General features: G+C 57.7%; 19 protein-coding genes. 3 read left to right on the forward strand and 16 right to left on the reverse strand.

The features are described from left to right. Nucleotides 1–4 precede the first annotated feature (4 nt). The 11 genes from F8A88_RS07150 to F8A88_RS07200 all read right to left on the reverse strand — a co-directional run bounded on the left by F8A88_RS07150 (nt 5) and on the right by F8A88_RS07200 (nt 12085). Nucleotides 5–1273, reverse strand: a complete 1269-nt coding sequence (locus F8A88_RS07150; protein ID WP_151150446.1) for a class II fructose-bisphosphate aldolase — start codon at nt 1271–1273, stop codon at nt 5–7. Nucleotides 1274–1387: 114 nt separating this feature from the next. Then, on the reverse strand, nt 1388–1687 hold the full coding sequence (locus F8A88_RS07155) for a phage regulatory CII family protein (RefSeq protein WP_151150447.1): 300 nt from the start codon (nt 1685–1687) through the stop codon (nt 1388–1390). A 233-nt stretch (nt 1688–1920) separates the two neighbouring features. Then, nucleotides 1921–2427: a YqiA/YcfP family alpha/beta fold hydrolase gene (locus F8A88_RS07160; protein WP_151150448.1), complete on the reverse strand. Its 507-nt coding sequence runs from the start codon at nt 2425–2427 to the stop codon at nt 1921–1923. Between the two features lie 75 nt (nt 2428–2502). Next, nucleotides 2503–4797 (reverse strand): ATP-binding protein, encoded by a 2295-nt coding sequence (locus F8A88_RS07165; protein ID WP_151150449.1) that lies wholly within the window; start codon nt 4795–4797, stop codon nt 2503–2505. Between the two features lie 89 nt (nt 4798–4886). Then, a complete protein-coding gene (locus F8A88_RS07170) occupies nt 4887–5756 on the reverse strand; it encodes a substrate-binding periplasmic protein (RefSeq protein ID WP_151150450.1) in 870 nt (289 codons plus the stop codon). Beyond that, nucleotides 5753–6976, reverse strand: a complete 1224-nt coding sequence (locus tag F8A88_RS07175) for a PAS domain S-box protein (RefSeq protein WP_151150451.1) — start codon at nt 6974–6976, stop codon at nt 5753–5755. Before F8A88_RS07175 ends, F8A88_RS07170 begins: the two co-directional genes overlap by 4 nt. Nucleotides 6977–6988: 12 nt before the next feature. Then, nucleotides 6989–7300 carry an Hpt domain-containing protein gene (locus F8A88_RS07180; RefSeq protein WP_151150452.1) on the reverse strand — a complete coding sequence of 104 codons (312 nt, stop codon included), beginning with the start codon at nt 7298–7300 and terminating at the stop codon, nt 6989–6991. An 81-nt stretch (nt 7301–7381) separates the two neighbouring features. Further along, nucleotides 7382–9508, reverse strand: a complete 2127-nt coding sequence (locus F8A88_RS07185) for an ATP-binding protein (protein ID WP_151150453.1) — start codon at nt 9506–9508, stop codon at nt 7382–7384. 35 nt (nt 9509–9543) lie between these two features. Beyond that, a complete protein-coding gene (locus F8A88_RS07190; protein ID WP_151150454.1) occupies nt 9544–10545 on the reverse strand; it encodes a PDC sensor domain-containing protein in 1002 nt (333 codons plus the stop codon). A 56-nt stretch (nt 10546–10601) separates the two neighbouring features. Then, complete coding sequence (locus F8A88_RS07195) at nt 10602–10910, reverse strand: phage regulatory CII family protein (RefSeq protein WP_151150455.1); 309 nt, start codon at nt 10908–10910, stop codon at nt 10602–10604. A gap of 563 nt (nt 10911–11473) precedes the next feature. Next, nucleotides 11474–12085 (reverse strand): TetR/AcrR family transcriptional regulator, encoded by a 612-nt coding sequence (locus F8A88_RS07200; protein WP_151150456.1) that lies wholly within the window; start codon nt 12083–12085, stop codon nt 11474–11476. Nucleotides 12086–12288: 203 nt separating this feature from the next. On the opposite strand from F8A88_RS07200, the gene F8A88_RS07205 reads away from it, so the two are divergent. Together F8A88_RS07205 and F8A88_RS07210 are read left to right on the forward strand one after the other, a co-directional pair. Beyond that, nucleotides 12289–12747 carry a cytochrome c family protein gene (locus F8A88_RS07205; protein WP_151150457.1) on the forward strand — a complete coding sequence of 153 codons (459 nt, stop codon included), beginning with the start codon at nt 12289–12291 and terminating at the stop codon, nt 12745–12747. Between the two features lie 9 nt (nt 12748–12756). Beyond that, nucleotides 12757–14778, forward strand: coding sequence for a methyl-accepting chemotaxis protein (locus F8A88_RS07210; RefSeq protein WP_151150458.1), 2022 nt, complete (start codon nt 12757–12759; stop codon nt 14776–14778). Nucleotides 14779–14873: 95 nt separating this feature from the next. Here the strand turns inward: F8A88_RS07210 and F8A88_RS07215 are convergent, their stop codons facing one another. Then, nucleotides 14874–15515 (reverse strand): queuosine precursor transporter, encoded by a 642-nt coding sequence (locus F8A88_RS07215; RefSeq protein ID WP_151150459.1) that lies wholly within the window; start codon nt 15513–15515, stop codon nt 14874–14876. A gap of 151 nt (nt 15516–15666) precedes the next feature. On the opposite strand from F8A88_RS07215, the gene queF reads away from it, so the two are divergent. Continuing rightward, a complete protein-coding gene (queF, locus tag F8A88_RS07220; protein WP_151150460.1) occupies nt 15667–16170 on the forward strand; it encodes a preQ(1) synthase in 504 nt (167 codons plus the stop codon). Between the two features lie 337 nt (nt 16171–16507). Here queF and F8A88_RS07225 read toward each other — a convergent pair whose 3' ends face one another. The 4 genes from F8A88_RS07225 to icd form a co-directional block, all read right to left on the reverse strand. Continuing rightward, on the reverse strand, nt 16508–18286 hold the full coding sequence (locus F8A88_RS07225) for a glutamine--tRNA ligase/YqeY domain fusion protein (RefSeq protein ID WP_151150461.1): 1779 nt from the start codon (nt 18284–18286) through the stop codon (nt 16508–16510). Nucleotides 18287–18404: 118 nt separating this feature from the next. Then, entirely contained in the window at nt 18405–18896 is a 492-nt protein-coding gene (locus F8A88_RS07230; RefSeq protein WP_151150462.1) for a hypothetical protein, read from the reverse strand. Between the two features lie 9 nt (nt 18897–18905). Next, nucleotides 18906–19535 carry a LysE family translocator gene (locus F8A88_RS07235; RefSeq protein WP_151150463.1) on the reverse strand — a complete coding sequence of 210 codons (630 nt, stop codon included), beginning with the start codon at nt 19533–19535 and terminating at the stop codon, nt 18906–18908. A gap of 54 nt (nt 19536–19589) precedes the next feature. Next, complete coding sequence (gene icd, locus F8A88_RS07240; protein WP_151150464.1) at nt 19590–20732, reverse strand: NADP-dependent isocitrate dehydrogenase; 1143 nt, start codon at nt 20730–20732, stop codon at nt 19590–19592. Nucleotides 20733–20873: the final 141 nt, after the last annotated feature.

The following is a 20873-nucleotide window of genomic DNA, read 5'->3' on the forward strand; positions in this document are numbered from 1 at the left end:
ACGACTAGTCGTCCCAGTCGCCTTCGGGGCCCTTGTCCGTGTCCATGGCCTTGGCCCGGGCGCGGATTTTTTCTTCGGTCCATTCGGAAGGCTCTTCGATCCGTTCGGCCTTGGGACCGAGGTCGTGAGAACCGGCCTCGATAATCAGGTCGTAGGCGATGTCGGCCGTGTCCTTGGCATTGAACACGTTGACCAGCAGGTCGTAGACGAATGCCTCCACGGCCTGAACCATGCGTTCGCGTACGGGGGCGGACTGGCCCTGCCAGCGGCGTTCAAAGGGCAGGTTGAGCTTCTTGTAGTTGCCGCCGGTGATGCCCTGCTCGTCGGCCCAGCCGGTCATTTCGGCCCACAGCTCCTCGGAAAGACCCTTTCCTTCCACTTTGTCGAAGCGTCCGTCCTCGGTCATGATGGCGTTGCCGAAGTCGTTGACCTTGACGCCCCAACTGATCATCTGCAGGGCCGTGGCCACGTTGGCCTTGGTCGTGTGGGTCTGCGCGGCGATTTCCTTCAGGCGGGTGGAATCGTTGCCCGATGTGCCGTGCTGGGCGCCGGAGGTGCCATAGGCCTTGAGCGCGTCGTGGATTTCTGCGGTCAGCCCCACCTGAATGCCCTCGCCCGAGGCTTCAATGCCGTGGGTGGTGCCGTTGTTCAGGGCGATCCAGTCCGGGCAGTGGCCAAAGGCGTTGAGGCCCTGAATCAAAAATTTGGCTTCCACCGGGGTGGAAAGGCCGAATTTGCCTTTGATTTCACCAATTTCCGTTTCGTAGCCGGCCCAAGACGGAATGACCGGAGCCAATTCGAGGTTGGCCAGCAGGTTGTCGTCGTCGGGCATGTGCGAAGCATCGATGGCGATGGAGGTGATGCCTGTGTCGAACACGGAGGGAATTTCTTCCTTTGCCTCGGCAACGTCTTCCCACTTCTTGATGAAATAGTGGTCCGCGTGGATGGCCACGGGGACGGTGATGCCCAGCTTGTTGCAGAGGTAGTCCACCCTGCGGGCGATGTTCCACATGGTGGTGGGGCAGTAGGTGGATTCGCTGCGCGCGATTTCGATGATTACCGCGGCGTTGGCTTTTTGTGCAGCCCTGAGGGTGCCCTCGATCACGAAAATGTTGCGGCCGTTGGCGGCAATGCTCATGCATTTGCCCTTGGCGAGACAGGCCCGGTCCACGACCTTGCCGCTGACGAGCAGGGCGTTGGAATTGGGAAAGTTCTTGACCACGTTCGGCGGACGGCCCACTGCCAGCGCCTGTTCGAATTTATTCTGGGACATAGCCCTTCCTCCTGAGGTTCATTGAAATCGATGCAAAGGCCCAATAAAAACGAAACCCCGGGAAAAGTCAAAGCATACCCGGGATATCGTTCGGCCTTTACGGTCGTGCAGGTTTCAGAGCCCGGCCTCCATTCTCTGGGGGGCGCGGGGTGCCTGACGCACGGGGCGGGGCGTGCGCGGCTGCAGGGTGTATCCCAACTCTTCGGCCATGAATTCGAGAACAGCCACGTTGCGGGTCACCTTGACAATTTCAAACATGGTTTCCGCGCCGAGTTTGGCATGCGTGTCGAATGGATTGAGTTCTCGGAGAAGCGTGGAATAGGGCTTCTTGATCCGTGTGCACACGGTTTTTGCCGGAATCTTTCCTTCAAGCACGATGTCCTGCATCTTTTTTGTGAGGCTCTTTTCGAACATTGGTTCATCCTCCACGGTTGAGATGTTGAGACTTATACCAACAATAGAGGAAATTTTCGTTTTGCGTCAACTCAATCTGGAGAAAAAAAGGACGTATTTGCCCATTGCCGCCGCCGCAGGTCGTGCAATGGCTTGAAATGCCATGGAAACGCGTTGGTTGCGAATAAAAAGAAAATAATCGTTCTAACGGTTGCAGAAAAGCCCCGGCCCGCCAGCGGCGGGCCGGGGACGTTTCAGGCGAGGATTCCTTGCAGGAATTGAGTGAAAAGCGAGGCCACCTGCCCGGCCATTCCGGTCATGCGGTGGTCTGCGGGCAATATGTGCAACGTGGCCTTGTGCAGTTTCGCAAAGCGAACGGAATTGTCCACGGGAACGACGTCGTCATTCCACCCGTGAACGATTTCGATTTGTTCGGGAAGGTTGAAGAACATGTGTTTTTCGTAGCCCGGCAGGTACAGGGCCGGGGCGATGAGGAACAGGCCCGCTACCCGGATTTCACCGGCCGCTGCCGCACTTACGTATCCGCCCATGCTTGAACCGGCGAGTATGACCGGAGATTGCTTTTGGCCGATGTGTTTCACAAGCCGGGCGGTCCGTTCGTCCGGATCTGTTGTGTCCCTGTAGTCCAAGGCATCCAGGGTGAGTCCGGCCTCCTGTGCGGCTGCGGCCATTGCCTTGCTTTTGGCTCCCCAGGGGGCGGCGTCCATTCCGTGTGACCAGTAGAGATGTGCCTTTTGCATGGTGGGCTCCCTGTTTCGGTTTTTTACGGCAGGAATATACTCCTCATTACTGATCAAAGGCAAGGCACCACGTTTTTATTCGTCGAGATGCACGTTTTTGAGAAACTGATCCAGTTCTTCAAGAAGCTCCACGGTCTGCTTGCTGTCTTTGCGGGTGGCGGCTCGGTTCAGGTCCGCTCCAAGGCGGCTGATGGGGTCGAATCCAAAGGAGGAGCCCTCACCGGCAAGTTTGTGGGCCGCGAAAGCCACGGTTTCGAAATCGTTGCCTGTCAGCGCCGTGGCCATTTCTGACACCTGGCGGTCGCAGTTCTCGAGAAAGGACAAGGCCATTTCCCTGAGTTCCGGCTCCACTCGGTAATTGGCACGGGTTCCGGGTGCGGTGTCCTGAGTGGCGTGGATGATCTTGAAGAGGTCATCCTGTTTGACGGGTTTGGGCAGATGAGAGTCCGCCCCTGCATCAATGCATTTTTGCGCATCGCCGCTCAGTGCATGGGCCGTGAGCGCGATGATGGGGGTGCGCTTCATGTCATGGTCGCGTTCATGGTCGCGGATGATGCGCATGGCCCGGTAGCCGTCCATGACGGGCATCTGCATGTCCATGAGAACCACGTCGAAGTGCTTTTCCCGAAATCGTTCCACCCCTTCCTGGCCGTTGGTCGCCAAGGTCACCTCACAATTTTCGTCCCGGAGGAATGTCTCGATGACAAAGGCGTTGTATTGGGAATCCTCCACCAGCAGAATCTGCATGGTGTCCGATCTGCCCGAATTTGCGGTGCGGGAAGGTTCCTCGTGCAGGGACGCGCTGGCCCGGGCACGTTGCAACACGAATGTTGCGTAAAACGTGCTGCCATGGCCGAGGCGGCTCTCCACCCATATCCGGCCGCCCATCATCCCTGTGAGTTGGCGGCAGATGGCCAGGCCCAGCCCCGTGCCTCCGAATTCCCGGGTTGTTGATCCGTCCGCCTGGGTAAAGGAGTCGAAAATGTGTGCGAGGTGCTTGGGGGCGATGCCGATGCCGGTGTCCGTGACGGCGGCTACCAGTTCAATGCCCTGATCCGGCTGGGTGTCGGCGAGATCCAGGGAGATGCGCACACTTCCGTTTTTGGTGAATTTGACGGCATTGCCGAGCAGGTTGGTAATCACCTGACGAATGCGCAGGGCATCGCCGCGCAGCATGCCGGGCACTGCGGGTTCCACGGAACGGGTGAATTTGAGGCCTTTGCTTTCGGCCTTGGGTGCAATAACCGCGCAGGTCCGCTCCAGGAGTTCACGGATGTCGAAGTCCGAGCTTTCCAGTTCCATGTGTCCGGCTTCGATTTTCGAAAGATCAAGGATGTCGTTGATCAGTTCCAGAAGATTTTCCCCGGCCGAGCGGGAAACCTGGACATATTTGCGCTGGTCGTCGTCCAGGTCTGTTTCCCAGAGAACCTCTGCCATGCCCATGATGGCGTTCATGGGGGTTCGGATTTCGTGACTCATGCTGGCCAGAAAGTTGCTTTTGGCCTTGTTGGCCACGTCAGCCTGATGCTTGGCCTCACTGGCCTCCTGCAGGGCCTGGTTCAGGGACCGATTCTTTGCATCCAGCTCCTCGGTGCGCTCCTGAACCCGATTTTCCAGCGTGGTGCTGTAGTTTTCGAGTTTGCGGTTTGCCGTTCGGAGATCCTGCACCAACTGTCGCAACGAGGTCCGCATGTTGTGAAACGCCCGGGCAAGGCTGCCTATTTCATCCCGTGATTCCGTGTTGATGGGAACTTCCATGTCGCCGTCGGCAATGGCCGTGGCGGATTCCTGCAGGTTGCGCAGCGGGGTGAAGATGTAGCGCCGGGTAAAAACCATGGTGGTGAGACTGATGCCCAGAACAAGCGCAAGTGCCAGGCTGAGATATATGCCGACGCTGACCATCATTTGTTTGCGCATGGCCTTGAGGCTGATGGCCATGTTGAATGTGCCTATCCATTCCCCGAATTTGCGAATTTCAACGGTGAGCGTTTTGAATTCCGGATTGTTGCGGAAGAAGTCGATGGAGGGGGTGTCGTAATCCCCCCGGGTGCGCATGAGCATGGTGTCGTTGTCCGTGACCACCTGCACGAAAACGATGTTGGTGTCCTGGAATATTGCATCCACGAAGTCGGCTACCGATGGCTTGTCCAGCTGCCACACGGCCGTGGCAAGGCTGCTGCGGGCAAGGCTGGAAAGTTCGGCAAACCGTTTTTCCAGCTGCTCTTGTATTCCGGCCACGTTGAAGACGATGATCGCAAGGGTGAAAACCGACACCACTGCAGTGACGATTCCCGTCTGGGCAAGGTTGAACTTCCGGTTCAGCGAATGCTGACGACGAAGTGGCTCATGAGTATTGGGATCGTTGGACATGCAGTTTCCTGAAACCCGCTGTGCGGTTTGCCGTTTTCGAGTTGCGCCTTTTGTAAGGGGTTGGTGCGGGCATGGCAACCCCTCGTTGCCTATGGAGTCGCATCACGCAGCAACGGGACGGGGACCGACCATTTGCGGGCGAGCCTGTCGATAACGCCTGTTTTCCTGAGTCGTCGGGCTTGCCGGTCGAATGCGGAAAGAACGTTTTGCGAGAACGAATCGGAAGCCCTGCAGGCCAGGTAGCCGTGCAGGGTCTCAAAGGAAGGGGATTTCCAGAAGGTATTTGCGTTTCCTGTTTCGGAAAGAGTGTTGTCAAAGCATTTTTCATAACCGATGACCGCATCAACGCGTTTTTTGGCAAGCATTTGAAATGCGTGGAGTATGGAATCCACTGGATGGCGAACGGCGGTGTGTGTTTTTTCCCACATGGGGCCGAACGACCAGTCCCGCATGACGCCTATTTTTTTCCCGGCGAACGCGTCCATTGTTTTGGGAACGGGTGTCATGGGAGCGTTTGCATACATAACGATGTTGACGGTGTCTGTGGAACCACGGGAAAAGGCGAATGCTGTGCGCCGGGCCGGAGTGATCAGTGAGGGAAACATGATGTCTGCCATGTTGTTGCGAACGTAATGCTCCACCCTGGCCCACGGTGCGACATGCAGTTCGATCGTGTAGCCCTCGTTGTGCAGACATGTGCGGACCATGTCCCAGCTGAACCCGGCCAACTGGTCGGATTCCGCGCCCGGTTCAAGCCGCTCCGTCGGCCGGGGCCGGGAACCGGGAATTCTGAAACAATACGGGTAGTAATTGTCCAGCGTGGCTATGCGGACGAGCTTTTGGGGTTCTTGGGCTTGGCCGGGAAGCGCCATGAACAGCAATGTCAACAATGCGGAAATCAGCAGGGTTGTGCAGGCGCGGGTGTATCCGGCACGGACACTGGCTGTGCAGTGGGTCATGGTTCGGTCTCCTGCAAAAGACAGATGATGGCTGCCGGTTTGCCGGAAGGGGCGAAGATAAGCGTTCTGGAGTGCCGGAAATTGCACCGGTTGCCGTCGGGCATGTATGCGGGGAGCGTGAATTGCTGGGGTTGGTGGTCATTGAGTATTTTCATGTCCTGCCGCTGGATGAACGCCGCCATTTCCTGGGGATGCAGGCTCATTGAGCCTTTGCCGGCCAAGGCCTGGCTTGTGGTGTTGAAGAGCGTTGCGAATCGTTGGTTGCAACAGATGAAGTTGCCGAACGTGTCCTTCATGCAGGCCGGGTCATCAAGTGCATCCATGATGCCCTTGCCGATGGTGGACAGTGCGGTCGGAAAACCTGTTGTGTCTTCATTGGGCGGCGGGCCGTCGTTTGGACAGGCGGCTTGCGCTGCCGGATTCTGGCTTTGACTGACCTGTGCGCGCAGGGCCTGGAGTTCCCGTTCGTTTTCTTTCTTGGCGGTGATGTCCTGCGTTACGGCCAGAATATGTGGAGCCCCCCGGTGCATGAGGATCGTTCCCCGGAAATCAGCCCAGAAGAGCGAGCCGTTGCGATGTTTTCCCTGTGTCTCCACCTGAAAGGAAATATTGTTTTCCAGTTGTTCGTTGATGGACTGCTCAAGGGACGGCCCGGCGTCGCTCATGATTTCCGGGACGTATTTTCCCTTGAGCTCGCTGTGTCCATACCCGAACAGGGCGCAGGCCGAGTCGTTGGCTTCCACAATGCGCCAATCCATGTCCACGGTGATCAGCCCCTCGGCAACGGATTCCAGAATATCACGGTATTGCTCGTTGCGTTGTTGCAGTTCCCGGCGGCGGCGATACAGTTCCACGAACGTGTTGACCTTGGATTTGAGCACGGGGGCGGACACCGGCTTGTAGAGAAAGTCCACGGCGCCCAGCCGATAGGCCTGCATGGCCAGATCTCCGTCGCCGGTGGCAGCGGTTATGAATATGATGGGCAGATCAGCTGTTCGCTTGTTTTTACGGATTTTTCTTGCGGTTTCCAGACCGTCCATGCCCGGCATGCGCAAATCCATGAGCACAACGCAGAAATCGTGTTGCTCCACGAGGTCGAGAGCCTGTTGTCCGGAAACCGCGGAAACGGTCTCCAGCTGCAGTTCTCTGAGTGCCTTGGTCAACAGCACATGCGTGAACTTCTGGTCGTCGACGATGAGTATTTCCGGTGTGGTGTTCATGGCGTCCGTTGCCTAGAAGTTTTCGAGTTCCCTTTTCAGGGCGAGAAAGTGACTCCGCGCCAGTTCCCTGTCCTGTTCCAGCTCATCTTCCACATCAAGGGCTTTTTGCGCTTGGTCCGGCAGCCCCATATTCAAAAGGTTTCCTTTGAGGGCATGGGCGATTTCTTTGAGTTCTGCTGCCTCATGTCCCTGGTCGAAACATTGTTCCAGCTTTTCAATGCCCTTGGCAAGGGTGGTCAGGGCTTCCTGAATGAGTTCTTCCACATCGGGTTCATTGAGTTCAAATTCGTCGGCAAAATATCGTCTGGAGATATCTCGGAGCATGTTGATCGCCTTTGTTTTTTTTGTTGGCACTGAATTTGTGATCAGATGGACTATGCCATTCCGGGCGGTGCCGCGGTATGATTATTTTCTGCTCGGACGTCCATACCTGCTCAGGATGGTTTGCAATTTTTCCAGTTTGTAGGGTTTGGATATGAAGTCGTCCATGCCGGCATCCTGACATCGTTGCCGGTCTTCGTCGCGGGCATGGGCCGTGAGCGCCACAACCGGAATCTGCAGGCCGGCTTCGCGAATTTTCCGTGTTGCCGCAAGTCCGTCCATGACCGGCATTTGTATGTCCATGAGCACCAGCGTGTATCGGTCCGGGGCATCGGCCACGGCCTGATACGCCTCCTGCCCGTTGGTCACGAAATCAACGCCTTTTACCGTCAGGTTTGCAAAGACCTTTTCCAGCAGGATGCGGTTCATTTTGGTATCCTCGGCTACCAGCACGTGCGTGTCGGGATAGCTGGTTTCGTGGGCAGAGGTCGTTGCGGTCTCTGTGTGCATGTCTTTTGCGACAGGTGCAACCTCGACCATGGGAAGCTCGAACCAGAAGACGCTGCCCGCATCCGGGTGGCTTTTCACCTGAATGCCCGTGCCGCCCATGAGCATGACCAGCCCGTTGGCAATGGCCAGCCCCAATCCGGTGCCCCCAAAAGTCCGCTCCGTGGAAGGGTCCCCTTGGGTGAATACTTCGAATATGCTGTCGATCTTGTCCGGCGCAATGCCGATACCCGTATCCGAGACCTCGAAACGGACCATGGTGGTGTTGGGTTTCGGGGTGCCGCGGGCAGGGCTCAGCGTCAGCGTCACCGAGCCCTGGTTGGTGAACTTGACGGCATTGCCGAGCAGGTTGATGAGCACCTGGCGCAGGCGGGTGGGGTCGGCTTGGACCCATTCCGGCGCGTCAAGGAACTGCATGCGCAGGTCCAAGCCTTTTGTGCGAGCCGGAACGCCATGGATTTCAATGAGTTCAGAAGCCATTTCCCGCAGGTCGACGGGTTCGATGTTCAGGCTCAGCAATCCGGCCTCCACCTTGGAAACGTCCAGAATGTCGTTGATGATTTGCAGGAGGTTGTCCGAGGCGGTCATGATCAGCCGCATGTCGTCCCTGTATCGTTCTGGAAGGTCCGGTGAACGTTCCAGCAACTGGGCCATGCCTACGATGGTGTTGAGCGGCGTCCGGATTTCATGGCTCATGTTGGCCAGAAACATGCTTTTGGTTTCGTTGGCGGCCTGTGCGGCGCGTGTGGCGGCCGTGCGTTGCCGGATCGTGGTTGCGAAGACCAGTGAATGAAGCAGAAGCAGCGCAGCGAAAACCCCCCCCAGTATCAGAGCGGTATCGACGATGCCTGACCGAACCGACTGCTTGCTCAGGGAGAAGACGACGCCGAAGGTATGGCCGAAAATGCGGGCCGGGTAGTAGGCGGACACCGCATTGATGCTTTCGGTGCCGGTGATGGCCTGCTCCATGATGCCCTCAAGACCCTGCTCGATGTCTTCGCTGATCAGTTTTTCCTTTTCCATGGATGTCGGAGATGGGGTCGAAGTCCCCCGTGCCGTGGAATAGATGACACCTGCTCCGGGGTCCAGGAGTTGAATCCAGCTCTCTGGTCCAAGGTACATGCCCCGGACTTCCGAGGCGAAGAGGTCGTTCAGGCTCGTTGTCACGATGACGCGCAGTTCGATTTTTCCGGTGACGCCCCGAACGGGTTCAACGTGGTGGAACTGTTTTCTGTCGCGGACCAGCAGGGGCTTGTCCGTATCGAAAAGTTGTTTCCCGGGCATGGGATTTCGATTGGTAAGGTAGTAGTTTTCCGGTGTCCTGTGCACGCTTATCCAGCGGCCGTCACTGTTTTGGATGGTTATGCGCCGTATGAATTCTTGGTGCCGTGCATAGAAGCGCTTTATCTGTGCCAGCATGGCGGGCGCCGTTTCCACGCGGGAAGGAAAGGGGCCGAAGGGAGTCAGGGCCACGAAGTTGGAAAAATCGTCTGCAAACGTCAGGGCCTTGCGTTCGATGTTGATGCCGGTTCGTCTTGTCTGCTTGAGCAGGCTTTCCTCTCGCACGGTTGCGGTATCGTTCACGATGTTGGAAACGATGATGACCCCGCCCCCAACAAATATCGAGAGGAGCAGGATCATGCCCAGAACCATCCGGCCTACCGGCGAGGCTGTTCGTTTCCCTGATGCGCTTGCGGTCTTCACGTAGGTTCTCCGGGTACGAGAGTATCAACGAAACGTTAATCCATCATGCGGATGATAGTCCACCCCGGTTCGGGGATTCTGGCTGCAATGGCGGTATAATCTTTACCCCGGATGGTTATGCTCGCCCTGTCTGCGCCGTGGTTCAGTATTTTTTCGGTCATGGCGCGTACATCTCGTGAACGGCTCTGGAGCAATGAATGGCCATCGGGCCTGGCAGTATTGTCGGTGATGGAGCGGAGGTACTTTTCCTTTGTTACTGGAGGCATGGAAAGAAGCGACGTCATGGCCTCGTTGCCGGTGATGATGCCGCCCGCATCATCAATCATCAGCACGGATTTGTCCTGCAGGGTGGGAAATGTCTTGGCCATCGTGGCTACGGCTATGTCCAGTCCCACAACTCCCTGCAGCCTGTCGTGGGCATAGACCGGACATATCAGGGAGACAATCCAGCCGCGTCCGGCCGGGTCCACATAGGGATGTGCCAGCCAGACCGGGCCCTTTCCCGGATTATGGATGATGTCCGCCTCGTAGTAGAAGGCAAAGCCGGGGATGTCGGTATGCGGGTCGAACTGCGTCAACACGTCCACAGGTGGGTATATTCTGCAAATGTTCTGTCTGGTGTTGTAATACGCCTGTATCACGCTGGGATGGCTGCATGCGTTCATCAGGGCCGAGTCAAGGCATTCGGTGAGGTAGCCCATGTCCTTGGCTGCCTGCGTTATCGGATTCAGTGCGGAAATGAAGAGCGAAGGCTTCCCGTCCCGTGTTTTCTTGTAGAACACGCCGTTGGGCGCCTGGGCGTACTGTTTCCTGGCTGCAGGGGGGATTGCCGGCTTGTGGGCCGCATACAATTGCCGGGCGTGATCTGCCAGACTGCGGATGTCCAGACGCATGGGAGCAAAAGCCTCGCCGATGTGTGCGGCAACGAGGCGAAGATGCGCGTGAGCCTGGTCCACCTGGCGGTTTCGGTCATCGTCCTGACAGCCGGATACGCCGAAACAGATCAGGGCAAAAACGAAAACCATGGTTTTACGCATGGCAACCTTCCAAAAACAGAAGGGGGCTTTTCGGCCCCCCTTTTGATTTTTTTTGATCAGCCCGCTTCGACAGCGTCAAAGCGTTCGGAGTAACTGTTGTGATAATCCTGCGACGTGTCGTTTTTGAGGGCCTCGAGAGAGTAGCCCATTTCCGCCGCCATGAATTTGAGCGGACGAGTGTCCTTGGTGACTTTCATGATGTCCAGCAGGGTCTCGGCCCCGAGCTTGGCGCTGGAATCGAAAGGATTGATTTCACGCATGAGCGTGGAGTACGGCTTGTTGATCATTTCGGCAACGACCTTTGCCTGAATTCCACTGTCGAGGATGCAGTCCTGCACAACTTTGGTAACGCTCTTTCCAAACACGATTTCGCCCTCCGCTTTGGTTGGTTCCAAAAATCAACACCCGAACAACTTTAAGCAAGTGGTGTGCCACGAAAGGTGTTTCTTGCGGCGTGTGGCGTTATTTATCATTATTCCAGATGTTTGATATGCCGGAATGACGACGTTGCCCAATGGCGACAAGTGTCGCACAAGCAGAAAATATGCGACACTTGAGCACAAACTGTCGCATGCGACGCTTATGTCGCATCGGATTTATATTTGTTTACAAAGATGGGTAACGTGGTGAAGTGTTACGTTTTTTGAAAAGGTAGATGTTGCATGAACCCATTAGATTTCAAGGGGTTCACACAAAAGCAAGGGGGCCGCGAATGCGGCCCCCGTGCTTGGTCCCGGGATACGTAATCTTGGTCCGGGTTCGTTGCCGGTGTGGACAGTGGGGTGGCACAGGTTGGTTTGCGGTCCAATCCTGTTCGTTTGGAGGTGTTGTCCACGCTCCGGCTCATGTGACCGAGAAAGGGTGTTCAGATCTTTCTCGGGCGACTCCGGAAAACGGGGGTTTTCCGCAGTCCAGGGGTGACGTAGGTCTACAGGTTACCAGGAACGCCGTTGCCGTCTTGTGGGGAGGAGCCACACTCAAGGCTGCGCATGACGTGCCTGATGGTTTCGGCATATATCCTCTCTGTGTCGTAAGGTGTGAGGAGCTTGGTCCTTACGGCACCGATGATATTGCCATAAATAATCAGGGCGGTTTCTTCTACGGGAAGGTCCCTGATCGAACCGTCCTCGACTCCGCGAGCAACGGCTTCCCGTATGGCATCGATAATGTCCTGAAAGCGTTCGGCCACTTTTGTCGCGTTCACGCCCGGCTCTATATGGCTGAACGGTGAACAGCGGAGCAAAACGGGAAAAGTTTCCCTATGCTTAATGGTAAATTCGTAATATGAGACCATGTACGCTCGAGCGGCGTCCAGTCCACATTTCTCTTTTGCCGTGGCCTGGCGCAGCGTTTTGATCAGCCGGTCCACCATGTCGAATCCAGCGGCAAGAAACAGGTCGTGTTTGTTGCCAAAATAATGGGAGACAAGGCCGAAAGACACGTTGGCCCGCTTGGAAACGTCCTTCATGGTCGTGCCGGAATATCCCAGCTGGCCGAAGGCTTCCTGTGCTGCCACAAGTATCGCGTCTTTTTTGGTCATTACTGCTGCCATGTTTTTTCTCTCAATTCAGGAATCGGATTGATTCCTCAATCAACATGGATATTGAATATATTGATCAATCAATCAATGTCAAGCACAAAGTTTAAAATTCTTTGCGTGCATTTGTGAAATAATGCACTTGACCTGTTTTGTTTTTAATAATAGGACGTTGGTAATTTTAATTGATAATCGAGGGGGGAGTCATGAAAGGGCTTATATCATGGGGAGCAAGCATTTGGCTGTTGCTGGTTCCCTGTATTGCTGCCGGTGCCGATGGGGGGCAATTCGTCGGCAGCAAGACGTGTGCTGAATGTCATGAAGATCAGTACGAGAATTATCAGAAATATTCCAAGAAGGCACATTCCTGGGAGAGTGTGGAGATCATGCTTCCCGACCTGAAGCCGGATGAGGCCCAGAAGTGTTTCGAGTGCCATACCACCGGCCATGGCCAGCCCGGCGGGTTCGTGAGCTATGAACAGACGCCGCACATGGCTGATGTCGGGTGTGAAACCTGCCACGGGCCGGGCAGCCTGCATGCCGAAGACGGGGATCCCGAACTTATCCAGAGAACACCGACCATCGACCAGTGCCGCACATGTCATAGTGAAGAGCGTGTGGGTGACTTCAATTTCAAACCGCTGTTGTTCAGCGGTGCGCACTAGGGGGACGACATGGATTGGTTCAGGAAACGGCTCAATGTCAAGATTTCCCTTTTGCTCACCGGAATTGCCGTGGCTGTTTTTGCAGCCATCACCGTAGTCAACTCCATTGAGCAGCACAGCGCGTTCTCCGGTCAGCTCGAACAGGAACTGACACGCACCTCGCAGCTGATGCGACAGGCCATTGAAAAGCCCATGGTTACCGGTGACGACGACGGCACCAAGGAGCAGTTCGCCTTTCTTGCGCGTGAGTACAAGGATGTGCGCCTGTTCATGACCAACTTCAAGGGCAATGTGACCTACAGTACCGACCCCTCGTTGGTCCGCAAGGACTTCAAGGACGTGGTCAAGGTCCCCGAACTCGTGAAGGTCGTGGATGCCGGGCTGAGCGATGCTGGCATTTCCACCCTGCGTTTCAGTACGGATCAGGGCGAATTTTACGCCCGGACCATGTCCGTGACCAACGATCCGTCCTGTCACCACTGCCATGGCGCGTCCGAGCCGGTGCTCGGCGAAATGATCGTCATCCAGGACGTCAGCGAAAGCATTTCGCAGTTGAACACCTACACCATCACCGGGGTGACCATGTCGCTGTGTGGCATGATTTTTCTGCTCGGTGCGGTGCTTTTCTTCGTGCGCCGCTCGGTTCTCAGCCGGTTGCTGCATATTGCCAAGGCCAGTGACGAGGTCGTGGGTGGCAACTACAATGCCGACTTTGCCGTCAACGGCGAGGACGAACTCTGGCAGCTTTCGCAGAACCTCGGCGGCATGGTTGGCGAGCTCAAGAACAAGCTCGGTTTTTCCGACGGTATTCTCAACGGCATGACCACGCCGTTTGTGGTTACGGATACGGATTATCATATTACATTCGTGAACCAGCCCATGCTGACATTGTTGCAGATCGAGGGCGCCCCGTCCGATTGCTTCGGGAAACGCGTTGACGAGTTCCTGTATGAAGAACGCCGGGAAGACATGGCAACCATGCGCTGCATTCGTGAGAAAAAGGCCGAACTTGGGCTGGAAGCGGACATGAACACCCGACAGGGCGAAGTGCGGCATCTCAAGGTGGACACCGCACCGTTGTTCGATCTGGATGGAACCCTGATCGGCGCGTTCACTCTGTATACGGATTTGACCGAGATCAAGCAGAACGAAGTCCGCATACTGGAGCAGAATGACAAGATCGCCCGGGTTGCGGAGCAGGCCGTCGGTATTGCCTCTTCTCTGGCTGCGGCCGCCGAGGAGCTTTCATCCCAGGTGGACGAGGCCAGTTCCGGATCGAAGGTCCAGCGTGAACGCACGCAGGAGACCTCGACGGCCATGGAGCAGATGAGCGCCTCGGTCATCGAGATTGCGCGCAATGCCTCCCAGGCCGCAGAAGGCGCGGATACGGCCAGAGGGCAGGCCCTGAACGGTGCCGATGAAGTGGGCAAGGCTGTGGAATCCATTCATCTGGTTGAACAGCATGCCGGAGAACTCAAGGAAAATATGGCCAAGCTGGGCGACCATGCCGAAAGCATCCGCCAGGTCATGCAGGTCATCAACGACATTGCGGACCAGACCAATCTGCTGGCCCTGAACGCAGCCATTGAGGCGGCGCGTGCCGGTGAGGCGGGCCGCGGTTTTGCGGTCGTGGCCGACGAAGTTCGCAAACTGGCCGAGCGCACGCAGGCCGCCACCAGCGAAGTGGGCGGGGCCATCAGCACTATTCTCGACGAGATCTCGGAAAACATCGAAGGCACGGAAACCGCCTCCAAGGCCGTGGAAGTGAGCACCGAATTGGCCGGACGCTCCGGTGAGACGCTGCGGGAGATTGTGGCTCTCGTGGAACGAACGGCTGACGATGTGCGTTCCATCGCCACGGCTTCCGAGGAACAGTCCGCCACCACCGAGCAGATCAACCGCTCCACGGACGAAATCAACGCCATCGCCGAGGAGACGGCCCGCATCATGGCCGGATCTGCCGAGGCTGTCACCGAGCTGGCCCGTCTGGCCACGGAACTGGATCATCTCATTCAGGAAATGAACGCCTGATAACAAAACGTACCATTGAAAAGACCCTGTCCGGAGTCGGGCAGGGTCTTTTTTTATGCTGGTTTCCGGGCGGCACCCCGTACTCATCGTTGGTTTTATGCGGCCTGTTTTGCCATGGGCGCGGGGTGGTCACTGCGCAGCAGGCGCACGCAGGCATACACCACCGGGGTATCCAACGCCGCAATGAGCAGCTTGATGGCCCATTGGCCGAGGATGATTTCGCCCACGGGCAGGATGCCCCAGAACGCCACCGTGACGAAGATGGCCGAATCCATGAGCTGGGAAACGGCGGTGGACAGGTTGTTGCGCAGCCAGAGCGCGCGGCCTGACGTTTTCCGCTTCAGCAGGTGGAAGAGCCAGACGTCGTGTTTCTGGCTGACCACATAGGCCAGCAGCGAAGCCGCCACGATGCGCGGGGTGCTGCCGATCACGCTGGCGAACGCGGGCTGGTTCTGCCAGAAGCCCGGCGAGGGCCAGATCACCGCCAGCCAGCAGATGAGCGTTGCGCACACGAGGCTGGCGAACCCGGCCACGACCATATCCGTGGCGCGTTCCGGTCCCCACAGCTCGCCCACTATGTCCGAAACCGCGAAAGTGATGGAATAGGCCAGAACACCGGCGGGCACGGCAACACCTAATACGTTGATGATTTTGCTGGAAATGACGGCGGCGCTGACCAGCCCGCCCACGAAAAGGCCGACGAGCAGGGTATGCGCCCTGCGTTCAAGGGATGTCATGTGTTTCTCCTGATGGATGAACAATCCGTTAGCTGTAACAATCCGCTGGCGGGCGGCAAGACCCGGGCGGTTCCTTTGCCGATTGCTCGGAATCCTTGCCATCCGCCACCGTAAAAGTCAAAATGCGCGGCCAAGACACAAGGAGTTGAAAATGAAAAGAACCAAAAGCCAGGACAAGACCGATCACCTCAAGACACTGGGCAAGGGCGGGGAGACCTCATACGTCTCGGACGGCCCGCATTCCGGCATCCTTGAGGTATTCCCCAACAACTATCCCGACCGGCCCTATATCGTGAGCATCGAGTTTCCCGAATACACTTCCCTGTGTCCCAAGACCGGGCAGCCGGATTTCGCCACCATCGTGGTGGAATACATCCCGGATCAGCACATCGTGGAATCCAAGAGTTTCAAGCTCTACATGGGTGCCTACCGCAATCACCAGTCGTTCATGGAAACCATAGCCAACACCATGCTCGACCATTTCGTGGAGGCGCTCGCCCCGCACTGGTGCCGGGTCAAGGGGTTGTTTTCACCGCGGGGCGCGACCTATCTGCATGTGTTTGCCGAGCATTTCAAGGAAGATTCTCCCATGATCGAACAGGTGCGTGCGGCCGTTTCCGAATGGAAGCAGGAAGCCGGGAGGCACAAGTCCTGATGCGGAGGGCAAATATAGGGCAGCCTGCTGCGTTGTTGCAACAATACTATTAGTGCACGGCGCTGCCCTGCACCCGCAAGGGACACGTCTCTTGACCCTTTTCTGCCGTGCATTCTGCGAATGCGCGGCGGGTGAATGAATCAACAGGGAATACTGCAGGAATTTTTCCCCCACACATATGACACCAGCGGCCCGGTCGGCATTGCCGGCCGGGCCGCTCGGTAAAAAGTTTCGGAGATTTCAAGGAACCCTTTTCAAAAGGTTTTTTGGCCGTCGGAGGCAAAAAAAAAGCCCGATCAACTGACCGGGCTTTTTTTATGAATATGGTGGCAGGAAGTTACTTCTTCATCTGTTTCTGGATCTTGGCCCAGGAGTCGCGCAGGGTGGCGGTCCTGTTGAAGACCAGCTTTTCACCCGGCGTATGGTCGCGCAGGTCCGTACAAAAATAGCCGGTGCGCTCGAACTGGAAGTTGGTGCCGGGTTGCATCTCGGCCAGCGCGGGTTCCACAAGGCAGTGGGTGAGCACGTTCAGGGAATCCGGGTTGATGTAGTCGATGAAGGTTTTGCCGTCTTTGGCCGCATTGGGATTGTCCACGGTAAAGAGCTTGTCGAACAGGCGGATTTCCGCGGGTATCGCATGCTTGGCCGAAACCCAGTGCATGGTGCCCTTGACTTTGCGTCCGTCCTTGGACCAGCCGCCCTTGGTTTCCGGGTCATAGGTGCAGCGCAGTTCAACCACTTCGCCGTTTTCGTCCTTGATCACGTCCGTGCAGGTCACATAGTAGGCAAAACGCAGACGAACTTCGCGGCCCGGTCCCATGCGGAAGAACTTCTTGGGCGGGTCTTCCATGAAATCGTCCCGTTCAATGTAGATTTCCTTGCCGAACGGAACTTTGCGCGTGCCCATGGATTCGTCTTCCGGGTGCAGGGGCATTTCGAAAACGTCTTCCTGATCTTCGGGATAGTTCTCGATGACCACCTTGAGCGGGTTGAGTACGCCCAGATACCGGGGTGCACGCTCGTTGAGGTCCTGACGCAGGCAGTGCTCCAGCAGCGCGGATTCCACGGTGGAGTCTGCCTTGGCCACGCCGATGCGTTCGCAGAAATCGCGGATGGATTCCGGGGTGTAGCCGCGTCTGCGGAAGCCGCAGATGGTGGGCATGCGCGGATCGTCCCAGCCGCTTACGTGACCTTCCTGCACCAGCTGGATGAGCTTGCGTTTGGAAAGCACGGTACCGGTGATGTTCAGCCTGGCGAACTCGTACTGGTACGGCCGCGCGGCAAAGCCGGGATGGGCCTTGAGTTCTGCCAGAAATTCCGGGCAGTCCGCAAACAGGGTCTCGTCCTTGATTCCTTCGAGCAGGGTGTCCAGCACCCAGTCGTAGAGCGGGCGGTTGTTTTCGAATTCCAGCGTGCAGATGGAGTGGGTCACGTTTTCGAACGCGTCCGAAAGACAGTGCGCGAAATCGTACATGGGATAGATGCACCATGTGTCGCCGGTGCGGTGATGATGGGCGTGCTTGATGCGGTAGAGCGCGGGGTCGCGCAGCACCACGTTGGGCGAGGCCATGTCGATCTTGGCGCGCAGCACACAGGTGCCGTCCTCGAATTTGCCGTCGCGCATGGAGCGGAACAGCTCGAGGTTTTCCTCCACGCTGCGGTCGCGGTAGGGCGAGTTCTTGCCCGGGCTCTTCAGCGTGCCCCGGTACTCGCGGATTTCGTCCGCGCTGAGGTTGTCCACGTAGGCGCGGCCCATGCGGATGAACAGTTCGGCCACGTCGTAGAAAAATTGGTAGTAGTCCGAAGCGAAGAACTGGCGGTCTTCCCAATCGAACCCGAGCCAGCGCACGTCCTCGCGGATGGAATCCACGTATTCGGTGTCTTCCTTGACCGGGTTGGTGTCGTCCAGGCGCAGGTTGCACTTGCCCCCGTATTCGGCGGCCACGCCGAAGTTCAGGCAGATGGACTTGGCGTGCCCGATGTGCAGGTAGCCGTTGGGTTCGGGCGGAAAGCGCGTGTGCACGCGATTGCCGTATTTGCCGTCTTCAAGATCACGGTCGATGATCTGGCGGATGAAATCCTTGCCTTTTGCCGGGGCTTCGGGCTGATTGCTCATTCGTGTCTTCCTTGTTCTTCTGCGGCGTCGCGCAGCTGGATGTATCGAAAATCGTTGAGTGGAAATACGGTAAATCCTTGAGGCGGTCAACGCAAGAGGCCGCGGCAAACGGGGAAGATCATCTCCTGCAGCGCTTGCCGGGCATGAACGAATTGCGCAGAAAGCGGGGCGAGAGGAAAATGAACGGATTGCGGAGCACGCTGTCCGGCAGGATGTGGTACCAACGGTAGCCCAGCGCACGATAGTAGGCGCAGGCCTGCCGGAAACAGCCGGATTCGCGGGCGGCCAGCAGTGCGGCGTCGCGCTGGCAGCGGGATCGGGCCAGCTGGTGCAGGATGCGTGTGTCGCAGCCGTGCCGGGCCAAAAGGGTTTTGATGCGGCGGTATTCCCGGTGCCGGGCAAGGCCGTCCGCAAGGGCGAACCCGCAGACCACGAGCCAGCCCGCGCACCACAGGCCAAGCATGGCCGCCTCGTATTCATGGCCCTGATTGAGCAATATGACCGCGTTTGCGCCCAGAAAAAGCGCCAGCAGCAGCGAACCCAGCGCCGTTCCGTGGGGCCATGGGGCGCAGCGCAGATAGTGCAGTATGCGTCCGACCGGGCGTTTCATGAGTATTCGCTAATTGTTTTCCGGCAGGGCCAGACTCAGGCCCAGCAGCACCAGAACGCTGCCCGCCGCTGTTTTCATGCGCGGTTCAAAGCGCGGATTGCTGCGCAATTTGTCGCCGATCAACCCCGAGAACAGGGCCACCATGCTGAAGACCGCAAATCCCGAGGCCATGAACAGGCCGCCCAGCACCAGCATCTGCAATTCGGGGCTGGCCCCGGTGGGCGTGACGAACTGGGGCAGGAAGGCCAGAAAGAACAGGGCTACCTTGGGATTGAGGATGTTGGCGATGATGGTCTGCTTGAAGATGGCCTTGGGGCTGATTACGTCCACCTTCTGCTCGGCGTCCGCTCCCTTGCGGCTGCGGATGGTCTGGATGCCGATGTAGATGAGATAGGCGGCCCCGGCGTATTTGACGCACTGGTAGGCCACGGCCGAGGTGCGCAGAATGGCGCTGAGGCCCACCACCGCGAACAGGGTGTGGGCGATAACGCCGATGTTGAAGCCGCAGGCTGCGAACAGCGCGGCCTTGCGGCCCTGCGTTATGCCCCGGGTGAGCACGTAGAGCACGTCCGGCCCCGGCGTGATGGCCAGCACCAGCGACGCGCCGATGAACATGAGCAATTGCGTTGTGTCGAACATGGCGGATATGTGTGGCCCCGCCGGAAGACGTGCAACCGGCGGGGCCGTTGAATGCTACAGGTTGGCAAGCAGGATTTCGCCGAATTCGGCGCAGCCCACCTGCGTTGCGCCGGGAATTTGCCCGGCGAGGTCCACGGTGACCTTCTTTTCGGCAACGGCCTTTTCCACGGATGCGTGGATGAGCGCGGCGGCCTCGTGCCAGCCGATGTGTTCCAGCATCATGGCCCCGGAAAGGATCAGGGAGCCGGGGTTGGCCATGTCCTTGCCCGCGATGGTCGGGGCTGTGCCGTGGGTCGGCTCGAAAAACGCCAGCTTGTCGCCCATGTTCACGCCCGGGGCAAGCCCGAGCCCGCCCACCTGTGCGGCCAGCGCATCGGAGATGTAGTCGCCGTTCAGGTTGGTGGTGGCCACCACGGAATACTGCTCGGGCCGCATGATGCATTCCTGGAACATGGCGTCCGCAATGCGGTCCTTGATGATGACCGGGCCGTCGCCTTCACCTTCGCGCACCACCTTGCCCGCGTATTCCTGCTCGGCCAGTTCATAGCCCCATGCCCGAAACGCGCCTTCGGTGTGCTTCATGATGTTGCCCTTGTGCACCAGCGTCACGGAATCGCGGCCCTGATCAATGGCAAAGTCGATGGCGCGCTTGGCCAGACGCTTGCAGCCGTGCTCGGTCATGGGCTTGATGCCCACGCCCGCGGCCATGTCCACGTTGGCGCCCAGTTCGTCGCGCAGAAACGCGATGAGTCGCTTTGCTTCCGGGGTGCCGGAGGCGTATTCGATTCCGGCGTAGACGTCTTCGGTGTTTTCGCGGAAGATGACCATGTCCACGAGGTCGGGACGCTTGACCGGGGATTCGATGCCCTTGAAATACTTGATGGGCCGGATGCAGGCATAGAGGTCGAAGGTTTGGCGGATGGTCACGTTCAGGCTGCGGAAGCCCTTGCCCACCGGGGTCTGAAGCGGGCCTTTCATGGCCAGTTCCGCGCCCTTGAGCGCGTCCATGGTGGCCTGCGGCAGGTATTCGCCGGTTTCGTCAAACGCTTTTTGACCGGCCAGCAGTTCCTGCCAGTCCAGCGCGTTTTCCTTGCCGTAGGCTTTTTCCACGGCGGCGTTCAGGACCGGGCGGCCTGCGCTCCAGACTTCGGAGCCGATGCCGTCGCCTTCAATGTAGTATACTGTCTTTTGGGCCAAGACGACCTCCTTACGGGTGGCGATGTGATGCGGCGTGTTGCGTTCGCAAAAATGGAAACGCACTATAGCCGTGGCCGGGCGGGTAAGGCAAGGGCTTTGGCTTCGACGAAAATGGTGATAGGTAATCCGCACATATGATTG

It is taken from the genome of Pseudodesulfovibrio senegalensis (assembly GCF_008830225.1).
Lineage (GTDB): Bacteria > Desulfobacterota > Desulfovibrionia > Desulfovibrionales > Desulfovibrionaceae > Pseudodesulfovibrio > Pseudodesulfovibrio senegalensis.